Source organism: Pseudomonas frederiksbergensis (genome assembly GCF_001952935.1).
Taxonomy (GTDB): domain Bacteria; phylum Pseudomonadota; class Gammaproteobacteria; order Pseudomonadales; family Pseudomonadaceae; genus Aquipseudomonas; species Aquipseudomonas frederiksbergensis.
In genome coordinates, this window is record NZ_CP018319.1 from 4440030 (window position 1) to 4456646 (window position 16617).

Below are 16617 nucleotides of genomic sequence, written 5' to 3' on the forward strand. Positions count from 1 at the left end.
CAGTTGCAGGGTTTACGACTGCTTCGCAGCCGAGCGGGAGCAAGCTCCCTCGCCACAAAAGCGACATCACCAACGCAATATTTACAGGCATAAAAAAGGGCTCCTCGAAGGAGCCCCTGGGCCGAAGCCCGCCGCCCGGATGGGGCGTGCGTGGTAAGTCGTTACGTAATCAGATTGTCGTGTCGGAGTGTGTGCCCTGTATTAGCCGACGGCGTGAAGTTCGTTGAGTCTATGGATTCCCGCAGTGCCGGTCATACCGTCCCAGTTGTCGCCGCGTCCTTCTCGCCAGCCGTTAATCCAGGCTTGGCGTACCGACGGTAGAGTAAATGGGCAAAGCTCGCGGGATTTGCCACCAACGCCATATTGATATCCGCGCAAAAATGCTCTTTCCAACGGATCACGCTTAAGTCTTCTCATAGGGTGTTGCCCTCACTTGTTGACTGTATTTATCGCGTTGACCTCAATCGAGGTCTGGCAGAAAAAACTCCTGCCGTTGGGGCTCGCTGCCGGCGTCGCGAGCCAAGGTGTTGACGTCATTGCGGCGTCAACCTGTGTTGAGTTCTAACCAATGCGTCACATCGAGGGAATGATCGTTTTGTCATAAGGACGTAACGATAAAGATGGTATGGCGATAAGTAACACCATGTTGTCCCGTGTTTATTGGCAAAACCCCGGTATGATCAGCCCCACGCTGGATGATGGGGTTAATCCTTTGCTGAGAATGGCTCGCGTTGCAGTGAGGCATTATTCGACGAAGGGTCGACTTATGACATTTTATTGCATCAACTTTTTTATCTGTCTTTGCATCTAAGCTCTTTTAACCCGAGCTTGCAGGGATGGGACGGCACACCTTCGTGCCACGCGGGCGCTCTTTTAGAAAAGCGCCTGATTGAAAACCGGGCCGGCAATGCGTTGCCGGTTCACTTAGCGAAAGGCTCTGAAATTCCAATGTCCGATCAATTCGAAATCTTCCTCACTTGCCCTAAAGGCCTTGAAGGCCTGCTCATCGAGGAAGCCGTCGGGCTTGGCCTTGAAGAAGCGCGTGAGCACACCTCTGCCGTGCGCGGCATGGCCACCATGGAAACCGCTTATCGCCTGTGCCTGTGGTCGCGTCTGGCGAACCGGGTGCTGCTGGTACTCAAGCGGTTCCCGATGAAGGACGCCGAAGACCTGTACCACGGCGTGCTGGATATCGAGTGGCAAGACCACATGCTCAATGACGGCACTCTGGCCGTTGAGTTCAGCGGTCACGGCTCGGGCATCGACAACACTCACTTCGGCGCCTTGAAGGTCAAGGACGCCATCGTCGACAAACTGCGCACGCCACAGGGCGATCGTCCGTCCATCGACAAGCTCAACCCGGACCTGCGCATTCACCTGCGTCTGGACCGCGGCGAAGCGATCCTGTCCCTCGACCTCTCCGGCCACAGCCTGCACCAGCGTGGCTATCGCTTGCAGCAGGGCGCAGCGCCGCTGAAGGAAAACCTCGCGGCAGCAATTCTTATCCGTTCCGGCTGGCCACGTATTGCGGCCGAGGGCGGCGCGCTGGCTGACCCGATGTGCGGTGTCGGTACGTTCCTCGTCGAAGCCGCGATGATCGCCGCCGACATGGCGCCGAACCTGCGTCGCGAGCAGTGGGGCTTCACCGCCTGGCTCGGTCACGTCCCGGCGCTGTGGAAAAAGCTTCACGAAGAAGCCACTGAGCGTTGCGCGGCCGGTCTGGCCAAGCCACCGCTGTGGATTCGCGGTTACGAAGCCGATCCGCGCCTGATTCAACCGGGCCGCAACAACGTTGAACGTGCCGGCCTGAGCGAGTGGATCAAGATCTACCAGGGCGAAGTCGGGACGTTCGAGCCACGTCCGGACCAGAACCAGAAAGGCCTGGTGATCTGCAACCCGCCGTACGGCGAACGTCTGGGTGATGAAGCGAGCTTGCTCTATCTCTACCAGAACCTCGGCGAACGTCTACGACAGGCCTGCTTGAACTGGGAAGCCGCGGTATTCACCGGCGCCCCGGACCTGGGCAAGCGCATGGGCATCCGCAGCCACAAACAGTATTCGTTCTGGAACGGTGCGTTGCCGTGCAAGTTGTTGCTGATCAAAGTCACGCCGGACCAGTTCGTCACTGGCGAACGTCGCACTCCGGAACAGCGTCAGGTCGAGCGCGAGCAAGCCGAAGTCGAAGTCGCAGACAACGACGTGGCACCGGGCAAGTACGAGAAGTACAACAAGAACGGCAACCCGATCAAACCGGCCCCGGTGGTGATCGAGCAGCCGCGCTTGAGTGAAGGCGGGCAGATGTTTGCCAACCGCCTGCAAAAGAACCTCAAGGCCCTGGGCAAATGGGTCAAGCGTGAAGGCATCGACTGCTACCGCGTCTACGATGCCGACATGCCGGAATACTCGATGGCCATCGACCTGTATCAGGATTGGGTCCACGTCCAGGAATACGCCGCGCCGAAATCCATCGATCCGGAAAAAGCCTCGGCGCGCATGTTCGATGCCCTGGCCGCCATTCCGCAGGCCCTGAACATCGACAAGAGCCGTGTGGTGGTCAAGCGTCGCGAGCGTCAGAGCGGCACCAAGCAGTACGAACGCCAAGCGGCACAGGGCAAGTTCGTCGAGGTCAATGAAGGCGGCGTGAAGCTGCTGGTCAACCTCACCGATTACCTCGACACCGGGCTGTTCCTCGATCACCGGCCAATGCGCATGCGGATTCAGAAAGAGGCCGCCGGCAAGCGCTTCCTCAACCTGTACAGCTACACCGCAACCGCCAGTGTTCATGCAGCCAAGGGCGGCGCGCGCAGCACCACCAGCGTCGACCTGTCGAAAACCTATCTGGACTGGGCGCGTCGCAACCTGTCGCTGAACGGTTTCTCCGAGAAGAACCGTCTGGAGCAGGGCGACGTGATGGCCTGGCTCGATGCCTGCCGTGACGAATTCGACCTGATCTTCATCGATCCGCCGACGTTCTCCAACTCCAAGCGCATGGAAGGGATCTTTGATGTGCAGCGTGACCAGGTGCAATTGATCGACCTGGCCATGGCGCGCCTGGCCCCGGGCGGGGTGTTGTATTTCTCCAACAACTTCCGCAAGTTCCAGCTCGAGGAAAACCTCACCGAGCGTTATGCGGTCGAGGAAATCACCGCCCAGACCATCGATCCGGATTTCGCCCGTAATGGCAAAATCCACCGTGCCTGGAAAATCACGGCTCGTTGACACTTGAAGGAATTGGATCCACAGAGCCTTGATTTTTAAAGGCTCTTGGCTTCTTTCTGGGCTGGTCAAATTGATGGCTAATAGCTATAACTCAATCCATGGCCAATGGGCTTTCCCGCACCTGGCGTTTTGAGTTGCGTCTATGTCGTTACACGCCGTGCGCCCGAAAATCCTGGGTTTTATCAGTGAAGATGCCTCGGCCTGGCTGGTCGCACTGCTGGTATTGGTTGTCGGCGGGATTCTCACCGGATTGCTGGCGTGGTCGACGCTGAATCTGTTCCACCATCAATTGCGGCAACGTTTCCAACTGCTGGCCAGTGAACGTTACAGCCGTATCGAAGAACGCTTCGAAGATCAGGAGCAGCGCCTCGATGGCCTGCGCCGGTTCTTTGCCAATTCCGATTCGGTCTCCCGCGCGGAGTTCGACGGCTACACCCAACCGCTGCTGCACCGGACCCAGGCATATTCCTTCGCCAAGCGGATAACCGGTGCCGAACGGGCGGAATTTGAACGCCAGGTGCGGGCCGAGGGTTTACCCGACTTCACTCTGCGCGAACTCAATGCCGACGGCCAACTGCAACTGGCGGCCGAACGGGATGAGTACGTGGCGGTGCTGTATAGCCAGACCCAAAGTAAACTCGGCTCGCCGCTGGGCTACGACTTGTGGGCTCAACCCTTGCGCCGTGCCACCCTTGAACGGGCCGGTCAGCACGGCGGCATGGCGGTATCGCAACCAATGCATCTGGTCAGTATCGAACCGGCCTATGCCCGCGGCGTATTGCTGGTCGCACCGGTGTTGATGCGCAATAGTCCGGCGGGGTCGAAACCTTACGGCTATGTCATGGCCGTGATCAGCATGCATCAGTTGTTGGCGGACGGGCTGCCGGAGGCTGGCCGTGACTATCTTTCGGTGCGCATTCTCGACTTATCCACAGACGATCAGCACGAAGTGCTTTATGAGTCCCCCAACACGTCGCCCCCCAGTGAGTTGGCCGCGACCCGGCTGCTGCGGCTTGCCGACCATGACTATCAAGTCGACATTCAGCCCAGCGATGCCTTCCTGAAAGCCAATCACTCTTCGGTGTCCTCTCTGGTGGTGCTGGGTGGTTTACTCAGTCTGTTGCTCAGTGCCTTGCTCTATGTGCTGGTCAGTCAGCGTCAACGGGCGCTGAAAATGGTCGAGCAACGGACCCAGGAACTGCACGCCCGCGAGCAGGAGCTACGCGGCACCCATGGGCAGTTGCGTGGCGTGCTGAATGCCGCGACCCAAGTGGCGATCATCGCCACTGACCTGCGCGGGGTTATCAGTACTTTTAATGCCGGGGCCGAACAAATGCTTGGCTACACCAGCACCGAGGTGGTCGGCCACATGACCCTGGAAAACCTGCACCTGCCCCGAGAGCTCGTGGCACGTTCGGCGGAGTTGAGCGCGCGCTATGGCAAGCCGATTCCGACCTGTCAGGCGATGTTGGTAGAGGGCGGCGAGGAGGGCGGACATGAAGCACGAGAATGGACGCTGCTGCGTAGCGATGGCAGCCATTTGACGGTGAACATGCTGGCGACCCCGGTCCTCGACGAGCAAGGCTTGTGGGTCGGGCACCTGGCGATCTGTATTGACATCACCGAGCGCAAGCGGGTCCACGAGGCCCTGGCGGCACGGGACCTGTTGTTGAAGAAACTCAGCGCTCATGTGCCTGGCGGGATCTACCAATTCAAGATGGAGTTCGATGGGCGTTTCAGCGTGATCTACGCCAGCGACGGTATTCGCGAGATCTACGAACTCGAGCCCGACGTGCTGTTGCTCAACGCCGAAGCGATTTTCACGCGGATTCATCCGCAGGACAGCACCCGGGTCCGCGCTTCGATCCGGGCGTCGGCGGATACCCTCAGCCCCTGGCGCGAGGAATACCGCGTGCAATTACCCCTGCGCGGCCTGCGTTGGGTTCGTGGCGAGGCGACACCGGAGGAATTGCCCGGTGGCGGCGTGCTCTGGCACGGCTACATCTCGGACATCTCCGACTTGAAACGGGTGGAAGAAGAACTGCGGGCGCTATCGATCACCGACTCTCTGACCGGCATCCACAACCGTCGCTATTTCCAGGAGCGCCTGACCACGGAAATGGTCCGGGTCGAACGCGGTGGCGGCGAATTGTCGGTGATCATGCTCGATATCGACCACTTCAAACGCATCAATGACCAGCATGGCCATGCGGTCGGCGATCGGGTGTTGCAGATTGTGTGCGAACGCATCAGCCATCGGCTGCGACGCACCGACGTGTTCTGTCGCCTGGGTGGCGAGGAATTCATGGTGCTGTGCCCGGACATCAGCGGCGAGCATGCCCATGTCCTGGCCTTGCAGCTGTGGCAAGGTTTGCGCGGTTCGCCGATCGAAGGCGTCGGGACAGTGACCGCCAGTTTCGGGATTGCCAGTTGGCGAGTCGGGGAGGGCGCGGATGCCCTGCTGCTGCGGGCGGATTCGGGGGTTTATGCGGCGAAACAGGCCGGACGGGATCGGGTAGAAGGAGAGATGAACTAACGGGCTGGATGCACACGATCAATGTGGGAGCGGGCTTGCTCGCGAAGGCGATGTGTCAGTCAACATAGATGTTGAATCTGATGGCCCCTTCGCGAGCAAGCCCGCTCCCACAATTGGTTCTGTGGTGTTTTGTAGATCGGGTTAGAGCACCGAAGCCGTTTGCGGCAGTTTCGGTTGGCGATACAGGTCCAGCAGCACCTGATCCAGTACCGACGACGCGCCAAACGGTGCCTTGTCGTTGAGGATCGCCACGACCGCCCAGGTATTGCCGTTGATGTCGCGGCTGAAACCGGCAATCGCCCGCACGGTATTGAGGGTGCCGGTCTTGATGTGCGCTTCACCACGCATCGCCGTGGTCTTCAGGCGTTTGCGCATGGTGCCGTCGGTGCCGGCAATCGGCATCGAACTGATGAACTCGGCCGAATACGGGCTTTTCCAGGCCGCTTGCAGCATGCCGGCCAACTCACGCGCACTCACGCGTTCGGCACGGGACAGGCCGGAACCGTTCTCCATCACCAGGTGCGGCGCGGTGATGCCTTTCTTCGCCAGCCACTGACGCACGACACGCTGTGCAGCCTTGGCATCGTCACCGTCGGCCTCGGTGCGGTACTGCGCACCCAGGCTCAGGAACAGTTGCTGGGCCATGGTGTTGTTACTGTATTTGTTGATGTCGCGGATGATTTCCGCCAGGTCCGGCGAGAAAGCCCGAGCCAGGACCTTGGCGCCTTTGGGTGTTGGCGCCATACGGTCCACGCCCTGAATGCTGCCGCCCAGTTCCTTCCAGATCGCTCGTACGGCGCCTGCGGTGTAAGTCGCGTGGTCGAGCAGCGACAGGTAAGTCTGGGAGCTGCAACCCTCGCCCAACTGGCCGCCAACCGTCACGGTCACGCTGCCATCGGGCTGGGTCACCGGGTTGTAACGCACGCCACCGGTGCATTGCTTGGAATTGACGGCTTTGACCTGGTTTTCGATGCGAATGCTGGCAATCGGCGGTTCCACCGACACCAGCACCCGGCCGTTGTCGTTGCGCGCCACAAAGCGCAGGGCCTTGAGATTGACCATCAGCGCGTCAGGTTTGACCAGGAACGGCTTGTTATCGTCATTGCCGTCGTCGTTGAACTGCGGCAATTGCGGTTGTGCGAAGAAATTGCGGTCCAGCACCAGATCGCCGGTGATTTGCGTCACCCCGTTGGCGCGCAGGTCACGCATCAGCAACCAGAGTTTTTCCATGTTCAGCTTCGGATCGCCGCCACCCTTGAGGTAGAGGTTGCCGTTGAGGATGCCGCCGCTGAGCGTACCGTCGGTGTAGAACTCGGTTTTCCACTGGTGGTTCGGGCCAAGCATTTCCAGTGCCGCGTACGTGGTGACCAGTTTCATGGTCGAGGCCGGATTGACGGAGACGTCAGCGTTGAAAATCGTCGGGGTGCCAGGGCCGTTGAGCGGGATCATCACCAGCGACAGGGCGTTGTCCTGCATTTTGCTGGCCTTGAGGGCTTTTTCAACGTTGGGCGACAGCGCGGTATTGATCTGGGCGGCGGAAACAGAGAAGGCCAGTGGGAGCAGAAAACCGGCCAGTAACAGTGGACGCAAAGATTTGATCATCTGAAATAAAACCCTACAGCCGAGGGGAAAAAGACGAGGGCATGAAGATAAATTCCCTCAGTGGTCATGAAAGTGTCGGCATTATGCCCCAAGGTGTAGCGGCTTGTGCCGTGCGCTGGCCTTCCAATCCGCTATTTTTTACCGACGGTAGGGCTTGCAGCCCAGAGAAACGGGCAATCGGCGCCTTAAACTGCTAAAGTGCCGCCCGTTATTACTTATGAGGATTGTTCCAATGGCGACTAACCGTTCCCAGCGTCTGCGCAAAAAACTGTGCGTCGATGAATTTCAAGAGCTGGGTTTCGAACTGAACCTGGATTTCAAAGAAGATTTGGCTGATGAAGCCATTGATGCTTTCCTCGACGCGTTCCTCAAAGAAGCCATGGAAGCCAACGGTCTGGGCTATGTTGGCGGCGACGACTTCGGTCTGGTTTGCCTGCAGAAGCGTGGCTCTGTGTCCGAAGAGCAGCGTGCCGCTGTTGAAGCCTGGCTCAAAGGCCGCAGCGAATTGACCGAAGCGACTGTCAGCCCGCTGATCGACGTCTGGTACCCGGAAAAGCCGATCAATCCGGTAGCTTGATGTTGTAAGAAAACGGCGACCCAAGGGTCGCCGTTTTTTTATGCCTTGCGCCAATTCAGAATCACCATCGTTAGAACCCCCGCCACAATCCCCCAGAACGCCGAACCGATGGAAAACAGCGTCAGCCCCGACGCCGTGACCATAAAGGTAATCAGCGCCGCTTCACGTTCCTTCACTTCGCTCATGGCGATGCTCAAGCCATTGATGATCGAGCCAAACAACGCCAGTGCCGCTATCGACAGCACCAGTTCTTTCGGCAGCGCGGCAAACAGTGCCGCCAGTGTCGCGCCGAACACCCCGGCAATCCCGTAGAAAATCCCGCACCACACGGCCGCCGTATAGCGTTTGTTGCGATCCTCATGGGCATGCGGCCCGGTGCAAATTGCCGCGCTGATGGCTGCCAGGTTGATCCCGTGGGAACCGAACGGTGCCAGCAGCAATGAAGCGATGCCTGTGGTGGTGATCAGCGGTGAAGCCGGTACGGTATAACCGTCGGCGCGCAATACGGCGATGCCGGGCATGTTCTGCGAGGTCATTGCTACGACAAACAGCGGAATACCGATGCTGATGGTCGCGGCGAAGGAGAAGTGTGGCGTGGTCCAGACCGGCGTCGCCACTTCCAGATGAAAACCGCTGAAATCCAGCAGGCCCATGAGCCCGGAAAGTGCCGTCCCGATCAATAGCGCGGCGAGAACGGCATAACGCGGCGACAGGCGTTTGACCACCAGATAAGTGAAGAACATGCCCAGCACCAGTGCGGTGCGGTGCTGCGCGGCGACGAAGATTTCGCTGCCGATCTTGAACAGAATTCCCGCCAGCAGGGCCGCGGCCAATGACGCTGGAATCTTTTTCATCAGCCGTTCGAAGCTGCCGGTCAGGCCACAAATCGTTACCAGCACTGCGCAGGTAATGTAGGCGCCGATGGCTTCGCCGTAGCTCACGCCGCCCAGACTGGTGATCAGCAACGCCGCGCCGGGTGTCGACCAGGCGATGGTGATCGGTGTGCGATAACGCAGAGACAGGCCGATCGAACACACCGCCATGCCAATCGAGATCGCCCAGATCCACGAGGAAATCTGCCCGCTGGTCAGCCCCGCCGCTTGCCCGGCCTGGAACATCAGGACCAGCGAGCTGGTGTAACCGGTCATCATCGCAATGAAGCCGGCGACGATCGCAGAAGGCGACGTATCGGCAAAAGGGCGGATCTGCGTGTGCGTGGCGTCGTTCATGACAGCGGTGTTCCTTATACAGATGAAGATAGCCGCCACAACACAGAACCATGGTGGGAGCGGGCTTGCTCGCGAAAGCGGTGGGTCTGTAGAAGCAGATGTCGACTGACACACCGCTTTCGCGAGCAAGCCCGCTCCCACAGGGCGGCGGATTCTGCGTTCAAGCCTAAACTCAAACGTAAGGAATCGTTGCAATACAGCGGAAGTGACAAACAGCCGTACAGTCGTGTTGCCACTGTCCATTGTGTACAATCGCGGTGTTTTTTACGCGATACTTGCCAGCGACCCACTGTGCCGTATTACAGTCACGGTCAATTCGCCGCAGTTCTTCCGACTCGAGTGCCCATGAACGAACAGTTGCAACCCCTCAAGAAACAACCGCGAGCAGGCAAAGCCGGCCGCAGCGGTACCCAGGACGATATCGTCTACGCGCATATTTTCGAGGCCATCCTCGAACAGCGTCTGGCGCCCGGTACCAAGTTGAGCGAAGAAGCGCTGGGGGAAATTTTCGGGGTCAGTCGCACCATCATTCGCCGCGCGCTGTCGCGCCTGGCCCATGAAGGCGTCGTGCTGTTGCGGCCGAACCGTGGCGCTGTCGTGGCCAGCCCGAGTGTCGAAGAGGCTCGCCAGGTGTTCATGGCCCGGCGTCTGGTGGAGCGTGCGATCACTGAATTGGCGGTGCAGCACGCCACTGCCGAGCAGATTGCCGAGTTGCGCCAGATGGTCAACGACGAACGCGACAGCTTCTCACGTGGCGATCGCGGCGCCGGTATTCGTCTATCGGGCGAGTTTCACTTGAAGTTGGCCGAAGCGGCGAAAAACGCGCCGTTGATCAGCTTCCAGCGCAGCCTGGTGTCCCAGACGTCGTTGATCATCGCCCAGTATGAAAGCGGCAATCGCTCCCACTGTTCCTACGACGAGCACACCCAGCTGATCGACGCCATCGAAGCGCGCAACGCTGAGCTGGCGGTGGACCTGATGATGCATCACATGGATCACATCGACAGCAAACTCAACCTCGACGAAGAGAGCGCGTCGGATGATTTGCATGCGGTGTTCTCGCATTTGTTGCAGACCAAGAAGCCAGGGCGGCCTGCTGCGAAACTCTGACTTCCTGACACTGATCGTTCCCACGCTCTGCGTGGGAATGCCTCAACGGACGCTCTGCGTTCGGTTCTGGATTGGGACGCGGAGCGTCCCGGGCTGCATTCCCACGCGGAGCGTGGGAACGATCAATCCCCCGGACTGAAGAGAACGGGGGATTTTTTATGCCCGAAGAAAACTAGCGCTGATGCACCTGATTCCCCGCCGCATAGGTCTGCAACACCGTCCGGTCATCCCCCAGCGTCATCAACACAAACAACGTCTCGGCAATGTTATTGGCCTGCTTCAAGCGATAGCTCAGCAGTGGTGTGGCGTTGTAGTCCAACACCAGGAAGTCCGCATCAGTGCCCGGTTGCAGGGTGCCGATCTTGTCTTCCAGACGCAGCGCACGAGCACCGCCGAGGGTTGCCAGGTACAGCGATTTGAACGGGCTCAGTCGCGCACCTTGCAGCTGCATCACCTTGTACGCTTCGTTCAGCGTTTGCAGCAGCGAGAAACTGGTGCCGCCACCGACGTCCGTACCGATGCCGACATTCAACTTGTGCTTCTCTGCCATCGGCAGGTTGAACAGACCGCTGCCGAGGAAGAAGTTCGACGTCGGGCAGAAAGCGATCGCCGAGCCGGTTTCCGCCAGTCGCGCGCATTCGTCATCGCACAGGTGCACGCCGTGGGCGAATACCGAACGTTCGCCGAGCAGTTTGTAGTGGTCATAGACGTCCAGGTAGCCCTTGCGCTCCGGGAACAGTTCCTTGACCCACTCGATTTCCTTGAGGTTTTCGCTGATGTGGGTCTGCATGTACAGGTCTGGGAATTCGCTGAGCAACTGGCCGGCGAGGGTCAGCTGTTCCGGGGTGCTGGTCGGGGCGAAGCGCGGGGTGACTGCGTAGTGCAGGCGACCCTTGCCGTGCCAGCGTTCGATCAGCGCCTTGCTTTCGAAGTAGCTGGATTCGGCGGTGTCGGTCAGGTAGTCCGGCGCGTTGCGGTCCATCATCACCTTGCCGGCAATCATCCGCAGGTCCAGCTGTTCGGCGGCTTCAAAGAACGAGTTCACCGATTGCGGATGCACGCTGCCGAACACCAGGGCCGTAGTGGTGCCGTTGCGCAGCAGTTCCTTGATGAAAATGTCCGCGACTTCGTCAGCGTGATCCTTGTCGGCAAACTGGCTTTCGCACGGGAAGGTGTAGGTGTTGAGCCAGTCCAGCAGCTGTTCGCCGTAGGCGCCGACCATGCCGGTTTGCGGTAAGTGAATGTGGGTGTCGATGAAACCCGGGGTGATCAGCGCGTCCTGATAATGCGTGATCTGGATATCGGCCGGCAGGGTCGGCAGCAAGTCGCTGGCGTGACCGAGGGCGCTGATCTGGCCGTTATCGACCACCAGCAAGCCATCTTCGAAATACTCATACGAGGCTTCGATGCCCACTTCGGCGGGGTCGGCGATGCTGTGCAAAATGGCGGCGCGGTAGGCTTTGCGAGTCAAAGGCATTGTCGTTCTCAATTCGTGGCTTGGTTCGAAGCCTGGTTGCGGCGTGAGGCAGGCAGCAGTTTGGCGATCGATGATCCGGCGCGGGCGGTGTGCTGGCCGAAATTGGCGTTATAGGTGGCGATGATTTCGCCGGCGATAGAGATGGCGATTTCCACAGGCAACTTGCCTTTGACTTCGCCGATGCCCATCGGGCAGCGCATGCGTTGCAGCACGGCGCTGTCGAAACCACGGTCACGCAAGCGGTGTTCGAATTTCACCCGTTTGGTCTTCGAACCGATCAGGCCGAAGTAGGCGAAGTCGTTGCGCTTGAGGATCGCGGCGGTGAGTTCAAGGTCGAGCTGGTGATTGTGGGTCATGACGATGCAGTAGCTGCCAGCGGGCAGGTCATCGACTTCGTCCACCGGTTCTTCGGTGACGATTTTGCGTACGCCGTGGGGGATCTGTTCCGGGAATTCGGCTTCCCGCGAATCGATCCAGCGCACCCGGCAGGGCAGGCTGGCGAGCAGCGGCACCAGCGCCCGGCCGACGTGGCCGGCACCGAATACGGCAACCTGCGCCTGAACCTGGCCCATCGGTTCGAACAGCAATACGGTCACGCCGCCGCAGCATTGTCCCAGGCTGGCGCCGAGGCTGAAGCGTTCAAGGTGCGTGTCCTGCTTGCCGCTGGCAAGCATCTCGCGGCCGATTTGCATGGCCTTGTATTCCAGATGCCCGCCACCGATGGTGTCGAAGGTCTGGTTGGCGCTGATGACCATCTTCGAGCCGGCGTTACGCGGCGTCGAGCCGAGCTCTTCGATGATGGTGACCAACACGCAGGGTTCACCCCGGGATTGCAGGTCGGCGAGGGCGTCGATCCAGTTGTACATATTCACCTCAACATTTCTGTTGTCTGTTCCGGCCTCTTCGCGAGCAAGCCCGCTCCCACAGGTACGATGCAATCCTTGTGGGAGCGGGCTTGCTCGCGAAGGCCGCGACTCGGTCTTAAAGCGAAGCCAACTCCGGCTCAGCCTCGACAGCCTTCGCCGCCTTCAACTGGCGCATCTGCTCACAGCCCCACAACACCCGCTCCGGTGTCGCCGGCGCATCGATTTTTGGTTGATGCTTGTAGTCGCCCAGACTGGCCACGGCGTCCTTGATCGCACACCACGCCGCGATGCCGAGCATGAACGGCGGCTCGCCCACGGCCTTGGAGTGGAACACCGTGTCTTCCGGATTTTTACGGTTTTCCACCAGCTTCACCCGCAGGTCCAGCGGCATGTCCGCCACCGCCGGGATCTTGTAGCTGGCCGGGCCGTTGGTCATCAGTTTGCCCTTGTTGTTCCACACCAGTTCTTCCATGGTCAGCCACCCCATGCCCTGGATGAAACCACCCTCGACCTGACCGATGTCGATCGCCGGGTTCAGTGAGTCGCCGACGTCGTGGAGGATGTCGGTGCGCAGCATTTTGTACTCGCCGGTGAGGGTGTCGATGATCACCTCGCAGCACGCTGCGCCGAAGGCGTAGTAATAGAACGGCCGGCCCCGCGCCTGGCTACGGTCGTAGAAGATTTTCGGGGTCTTGTAGAACCCGGTGCTCGACAGCGAAACCTGGGCGAAATACGCCTGCTGGATCAGCGCTTCAAAGGTCAGGATATGATCGCGAACCCGCACGTGGCCGTTGTGGAACTCCACATCTTCTTCGCTGACTTTGTACTGCCGCGCGGCAAATTCAACCAAGCGTTTCTTGATGATTTCCGCCGCGTTTTGCGCGGCCTTACCGTTAAGGTCAGCGCCACTGGAAGCGGCGGTCGGCGAGGTGTTCGGCACCTTGTCGGTGTTGGTCGCGGTGATCTGCACGCGGTCCATTTCCACCTGGAACACTTCAGCCACGACCTGCGCGACTTTGGTGTTCAGGCCTTGGCCCATTTCGGTGCCGCCATGGTTCAGGTGGATGCTGCCGTCGGTGTAGACGTGGATCAGCGCACCGGCCTGGTTGAGGAAGCTGGCGGTGAAGGAAATACCGAATTTCACCGGGGTCAGCGCCAGGCCTTTTTTCAGGATCGGGCTGTTGGCGTTGTAGCGACGAATCGCTTCGCGGCGTTCGGCGTACTGGCTGCTTTCTTCCAGTTCGGCGGTCATTTCCTCGAGCATGTTGTGCTCGACGGTCTGGTAGTAATGGGTGACGTTGCGCTCGGTCTTGCCGTAGTAGTTGGCCTTGCGCACCGCCAGCGGATCAAGGCCCAGATGGCGGGCGATGGCGTCCATCACTTCTTCGATGGCGACCATGCCTTGCGGGCCGCCGAAACCACGGTAAGCGGTATTCGACGCGGTGTTGGTCTTGCAGCGATGACCGTTGATGGTCGCGTCGCCCAGGTAATAAGAGTTGTCGGCATGGAACATCGCGCGGTCGACAATCGATGCCGAGAGGTCCGGCGAGCAACCGCAGTTGCCGGCCAATTCCAGGGCAATGCCATGCAGCCGACCAGTGTTGTCGAAACCGACGTCGTACTCGATGTAGAACGGGTGACGCTTGCCGGTCATCAGCATGTCTTCGACCCGCGGCAGGCGCATCTTGGTCGGCTGGCCGGTGAGGTGCGCGATCACTGCGCACAGGCACGCGGGGCTCGCGGCCTGGGTTTCCTTGCCGCCGAAACCACCGCCCATGCGGCGCATGTCGACGACGATTTTGTTCATTGACACATCGAGCACTTCGGCGACGAGCTTCTGCACTTCGGTGGGGTTCTGCGTCGAGCAGTAGACAATCATGCCGCCGTCTTCCGTCGGCATCACCGAAGAGATCTGGGTTTCCAGATAGAAGTGTTCCTGGCCACCGATGTGCAGCGTGCCCTGGATGCGATGTTCGGCAGTAGAAAGCGCAGTGGCCGAATCGCCACGCTGATGTGTGTGGCTGTCGAGCACAAAATGGCGTTTGCGCAGGGCTTCAACCACGTCCAGAACGGGTTCGAGGTCTTCGTATTCGATGATCGCGGCCATGGCCGCTTTGCGTGCGGTTTCCAGGTCTTTCGCCGCAACGGCCAGTACCGGTTGACCGACGAATTGCACGTCATCGATGGCCAGCAATGGGTCGCCCGGCAGCAGTGGGCCGATGTCTTTCAGGCCTGGCACATCTTCGTGAGTAATGGCGATGCGCACACCTTCGAAGGCGTAGCAAGGCTGGGTGTCGATGCTGATGATTTTTGCGTGGGCGCGGTCCGACAGGCGTGCGTAAACATGCAACTGGTTCGGAAATTCCAGCCGGTCGTCGATGTACTGCGCTTCACCGGACACGTGCTTGGCAGCGCTGTCGTGCTTGACGCTGCGGCCGACACCGGTGGTCAGGTCCTTGGCGAACAGTTCAGCCAATTCGGCTTGGGTCTTCTCTACAGCGTGATGATTAGACATAAGCGGTCACCCGAGTCTCGATGTGCGGTGTTTGCAGTTCGATGAAGTATTTACGCAACAGGTTCTGCGCGCTGAGCAGGCGGTATTCCTTGCTGGCGCGGAAATCCGAGAGTGGTGTGAAATCTTCGGCCAGTGCAGCACAGGCGCGTTCAACGGTGTCGTGATTGAATGGCGCGCCGAGCAACACCGTTTCGCAGTTATTCGCACGTTTCGGAATCGCGGCCATGCCGCCGAACGCTACGCGAGCGTCGGCGATCACGCCGTTGTCGATGCGCAGGTTGAACGCGGCGCAAACGGCGGAAATGTCATCGTCCAGACGCTTGGAGACTTTGTAGGCGCGGAACAGTTGTTCGGCGCTGGCGCGAGGCACGATGATCTTTTCGATGAACTCGCTTTCCTGACGCGCGGTGACCCGGTAATCGATGAAGTAATCTTCCAGCGCCATCGTGCGGCGGACTTCGCCTTTGCACAAAACGATCTGCGCACCGAGGGCAATCAGCAGGGGCGGGGAGTCACCGATCGGCGAGGCATTGCCGATGTTGCCGCCGAGGGTGCCTTGGTTGCGGATCTGCAGGGAAGCAAAGCGTTGCAGCAGTTCGCCGAAGTCCGGGTACTCGGCTTTCAAGGCCTCATAGCAATCGGAGAGGGTGGTGGCGGCGCCGATTTCCAGGCGATCGTCAAAGCGTTCGATGCGCTTCATCTCGGCGACATTGCCGACGTAGATCATCACCGGCAGGGTGCGGTGGAACTGTGTGACTTCCAGCGCCAGATCCGTGCCGCCGGCCAGCAGGCGGGCTTGTGGATAGGCGTCATAGAGGTCAGCCAGATCGGCCACGGTTAGCGGCACCAGGCAGCGTTTGTCACCACTGTTGAGTTCGCCGATATCGGTGGGGGCGATGGCCTTCAGGCGAGCGATGGTGTCGGCTTCACGGGCGTCGAACTGGTCCGTTTGCTTGCCGCAGCAGGATTGTTCGGCGGCCGCCAGAATCGGCCGGTAGCCTGTGCAGCGACAGAGGTTGCCGGCCAGTGCTTCGTGAGCTTTATGAGCATCCGGTTGATCGCTGTTCTTTTGCAGCGCGAACAGCGACATGACGAAACCGGGTGTGCAAAAACCGCATTGCGAACCGTGGCACTCGACCATGGCTTTCTGCACGCTGTGCAGCTCGCCTTGGTGCTTGAGGTCTTCGACGCTGATCAATTGTTTTCCGTGCAATGACGAAACGAACGTCAGGCACGAGTTGAGGCTGCGATAGCGAATGTGTTCGCGGCCATCGTCATCCGTTTGCAGCTCGCCAACCACCACGGTGCAGGCGCCGCAGTCACCGCTGGCGCAGCCTTCTTTGGTGCCGGGTTTGCCCACATGGTCGCGCAGGTAATTGAGCACGGTCAGGTTTGGGTCCAGGGCGTGCTCGCTACGGAGTTCCTGGTTAAGTAAAAACTGGATCACGGAAGGCCTCGCAGACTCATTATTGTTGTTAACCGACTT

The 16617-nt window shown here is 59.6% G+C and carries 11 protein-coding genes; 4 read left to right on the plus strand and 7 right to left on the minus strand.

Annotated features, from left to right (window positions below; genetic code table 11):
- Positions 1-201 precede the first annotated feature (201 nt).
- On the minus strand, positions 202-417 hold the full coding sequence (gene rmf / locus PFAS1_RS20695; RefSeq protein ID WP_003223300.1) for a ribosome modulation factor: 216 nt from the start codon (positions 415-417) through the stop codon (positions 202-204).
- 531 nt (positions 418-948) lie between these two features.
- On the opposite strand from rmf, the gene rlmKL reads away from it, so the two are divergent.
- Both rlmKL and PFAS1_RS20710 read left to right on the plus strand, forming a co-directional pair.
- Positions 949-3219 carry a bifunctional 23S rRNA (guanine(2069)-N(7))-methyltransferase RlmK/23S rRNA (guanine(2445)-N(2))-methyltransferase RlmL gene (gene rlmKL, locus PFAS1_RS20705; RefSeq protein ID WP_076030345.1) on the plus strand — a complete coding sequence of 757 codons (2271 nt, stop codon included), beginning with the start codon at positions 949-951 and terminating at the stop codon, positions 3217-3219.
- A 142-nt stretch (positions 3220-3361) separates the two neighbouring features.
- A complete protein-coding gene (locus PFAS1_RS20710) occupies positions 3362-5755 on the plus strand; it encodes a sensor domain-containing diguanylate cyclase (protein WP_076030346.1) in 2394 nt (797 codons plus the stop codon).
- 141 nt (positions 5756-5896) lie between these two features.
- Here the strand turns inward: PFAS1_RS20710 and dacB are convergent, their stop codons facing one another.
- On the minus strand, positions 5897-7357 hold the full coding sequence (gene dacB / locus PFAS1_RS20715) for a D-alanyl-D-alanine carboxypeptidase/D-alanyl-D-alanine endopeptidase (protein ID WP_074875047.1): 1461 nt from the start codon (positions 7355-7357) through the stop codon (positions 5897-5899).
- A 232-nt stretch (positions 7358-7589) separates the two neighbouring features.
- Between dacB and PFAS1_RS20720 the strand changes: the two genes are divergently transcribed.
- Complete coding sequence (locus tag PFAS1_RS20720) at positions 7590-7934, plus strand: YggL family protein (RefSeq protein WP_007896965.1); 345 nt, start codon at positions 7590-7592, stop codon at positions 7932-7934.
- 38 nt (positions 7935-7972) lie between these two features.
- Here PFAS1_RS20720 and PFAS1_RS20725 read toward each other — a convergent pair whose 3' ends face one another.
- The gene (locus PFAS1_RS20725; protein WP_076030347.1) at positions 7973-9163 is read right to left on the minus strand and encodes a benzoate/H(+) symporter BenE family transporter; all 1191 of its coding nucleotides are present in this window, start codon (positions 9161-9163) and stop codon (positions 7973-7975) included.
- A gap of 345 nt (positions 9164-9508) precedes the next feature.
- Between PFAS1_RS20725 and PFAS1_RS20730 the strand changes: the two genes are divergently transcribed.
- Positions 9509-10273, plus strand: a complete 765-nt coding sequence (locus PFAS1_RS20730) for a GntR family transcriptional regulator (protein WP_008146364.1) — start codon at positions 9509-9511, stop codon at positions 10271-10273.
- 172 nt (positions 10274-10445) lie between these two features.
- Here the strand turns inward: PFAS1_RS20730 and guaD are convergent, their stop codons facing one another.
- The 4 genes from guaD to xdhA all read right to left on the minus strand — a co-directional run bounded on the left by guaD (position 10446) and on the right by xdhA (position 16578).
- The gene (gene guaD, locus PFAS1_RS20735) at positions 10446-11750 is read right to left on the minus strand and encodes a guanine deaminase (RefSeq protein WP_076030348.1); all 1305 of its coding nucleotides are present in this window, start codon (positions 11748-11750) and stop codon (positions 10446-10448) included.
- 8 nt (positions 11751-11758) lie between these two features.
- Positions 11759-12616 carry a xanthine dehydrogenase accessory protein XdhC gene (gene xdhC, locus PFAS1_RS20740; protein ID WP_074875053.1) on the minus strand — a complete coding sequence of 286 codons (858 nt, stop codon included), beginning with the start codon at positions 12614-12616 and terminating at the stop codon, positions 11759-11761.
- A 115-nt stretch (positions 12617-12731) separates the two neighbouring features.
- Complete coding sequence (gene xdhB / locus PFAS1_RS20745) at positions 12732-15131, minus strand: xanthine dehydrogenase molybdopterin binding subunit (RefSeq protein WP_076030349.1); 2400 nt, start codon at positions 15129-15131, stop codon at positions 12732-12734.
- Positions 15124-16578 (minus strand): xanthine dehydrogenase small subunit, encoded by a 1455-nt coding sequence (xdhA, locus tag PFAS1_RS20750; protein ID WP_076030350.1) that lies wholly within the window; start codon positions 16576-16578, stop codon positions 15124-15126. Before xdhA ends, xdhB begins: the two co-directional genes overlap by 8 nt.
- Positions 16579-16617: the final 39 nt, after the last annotated feature.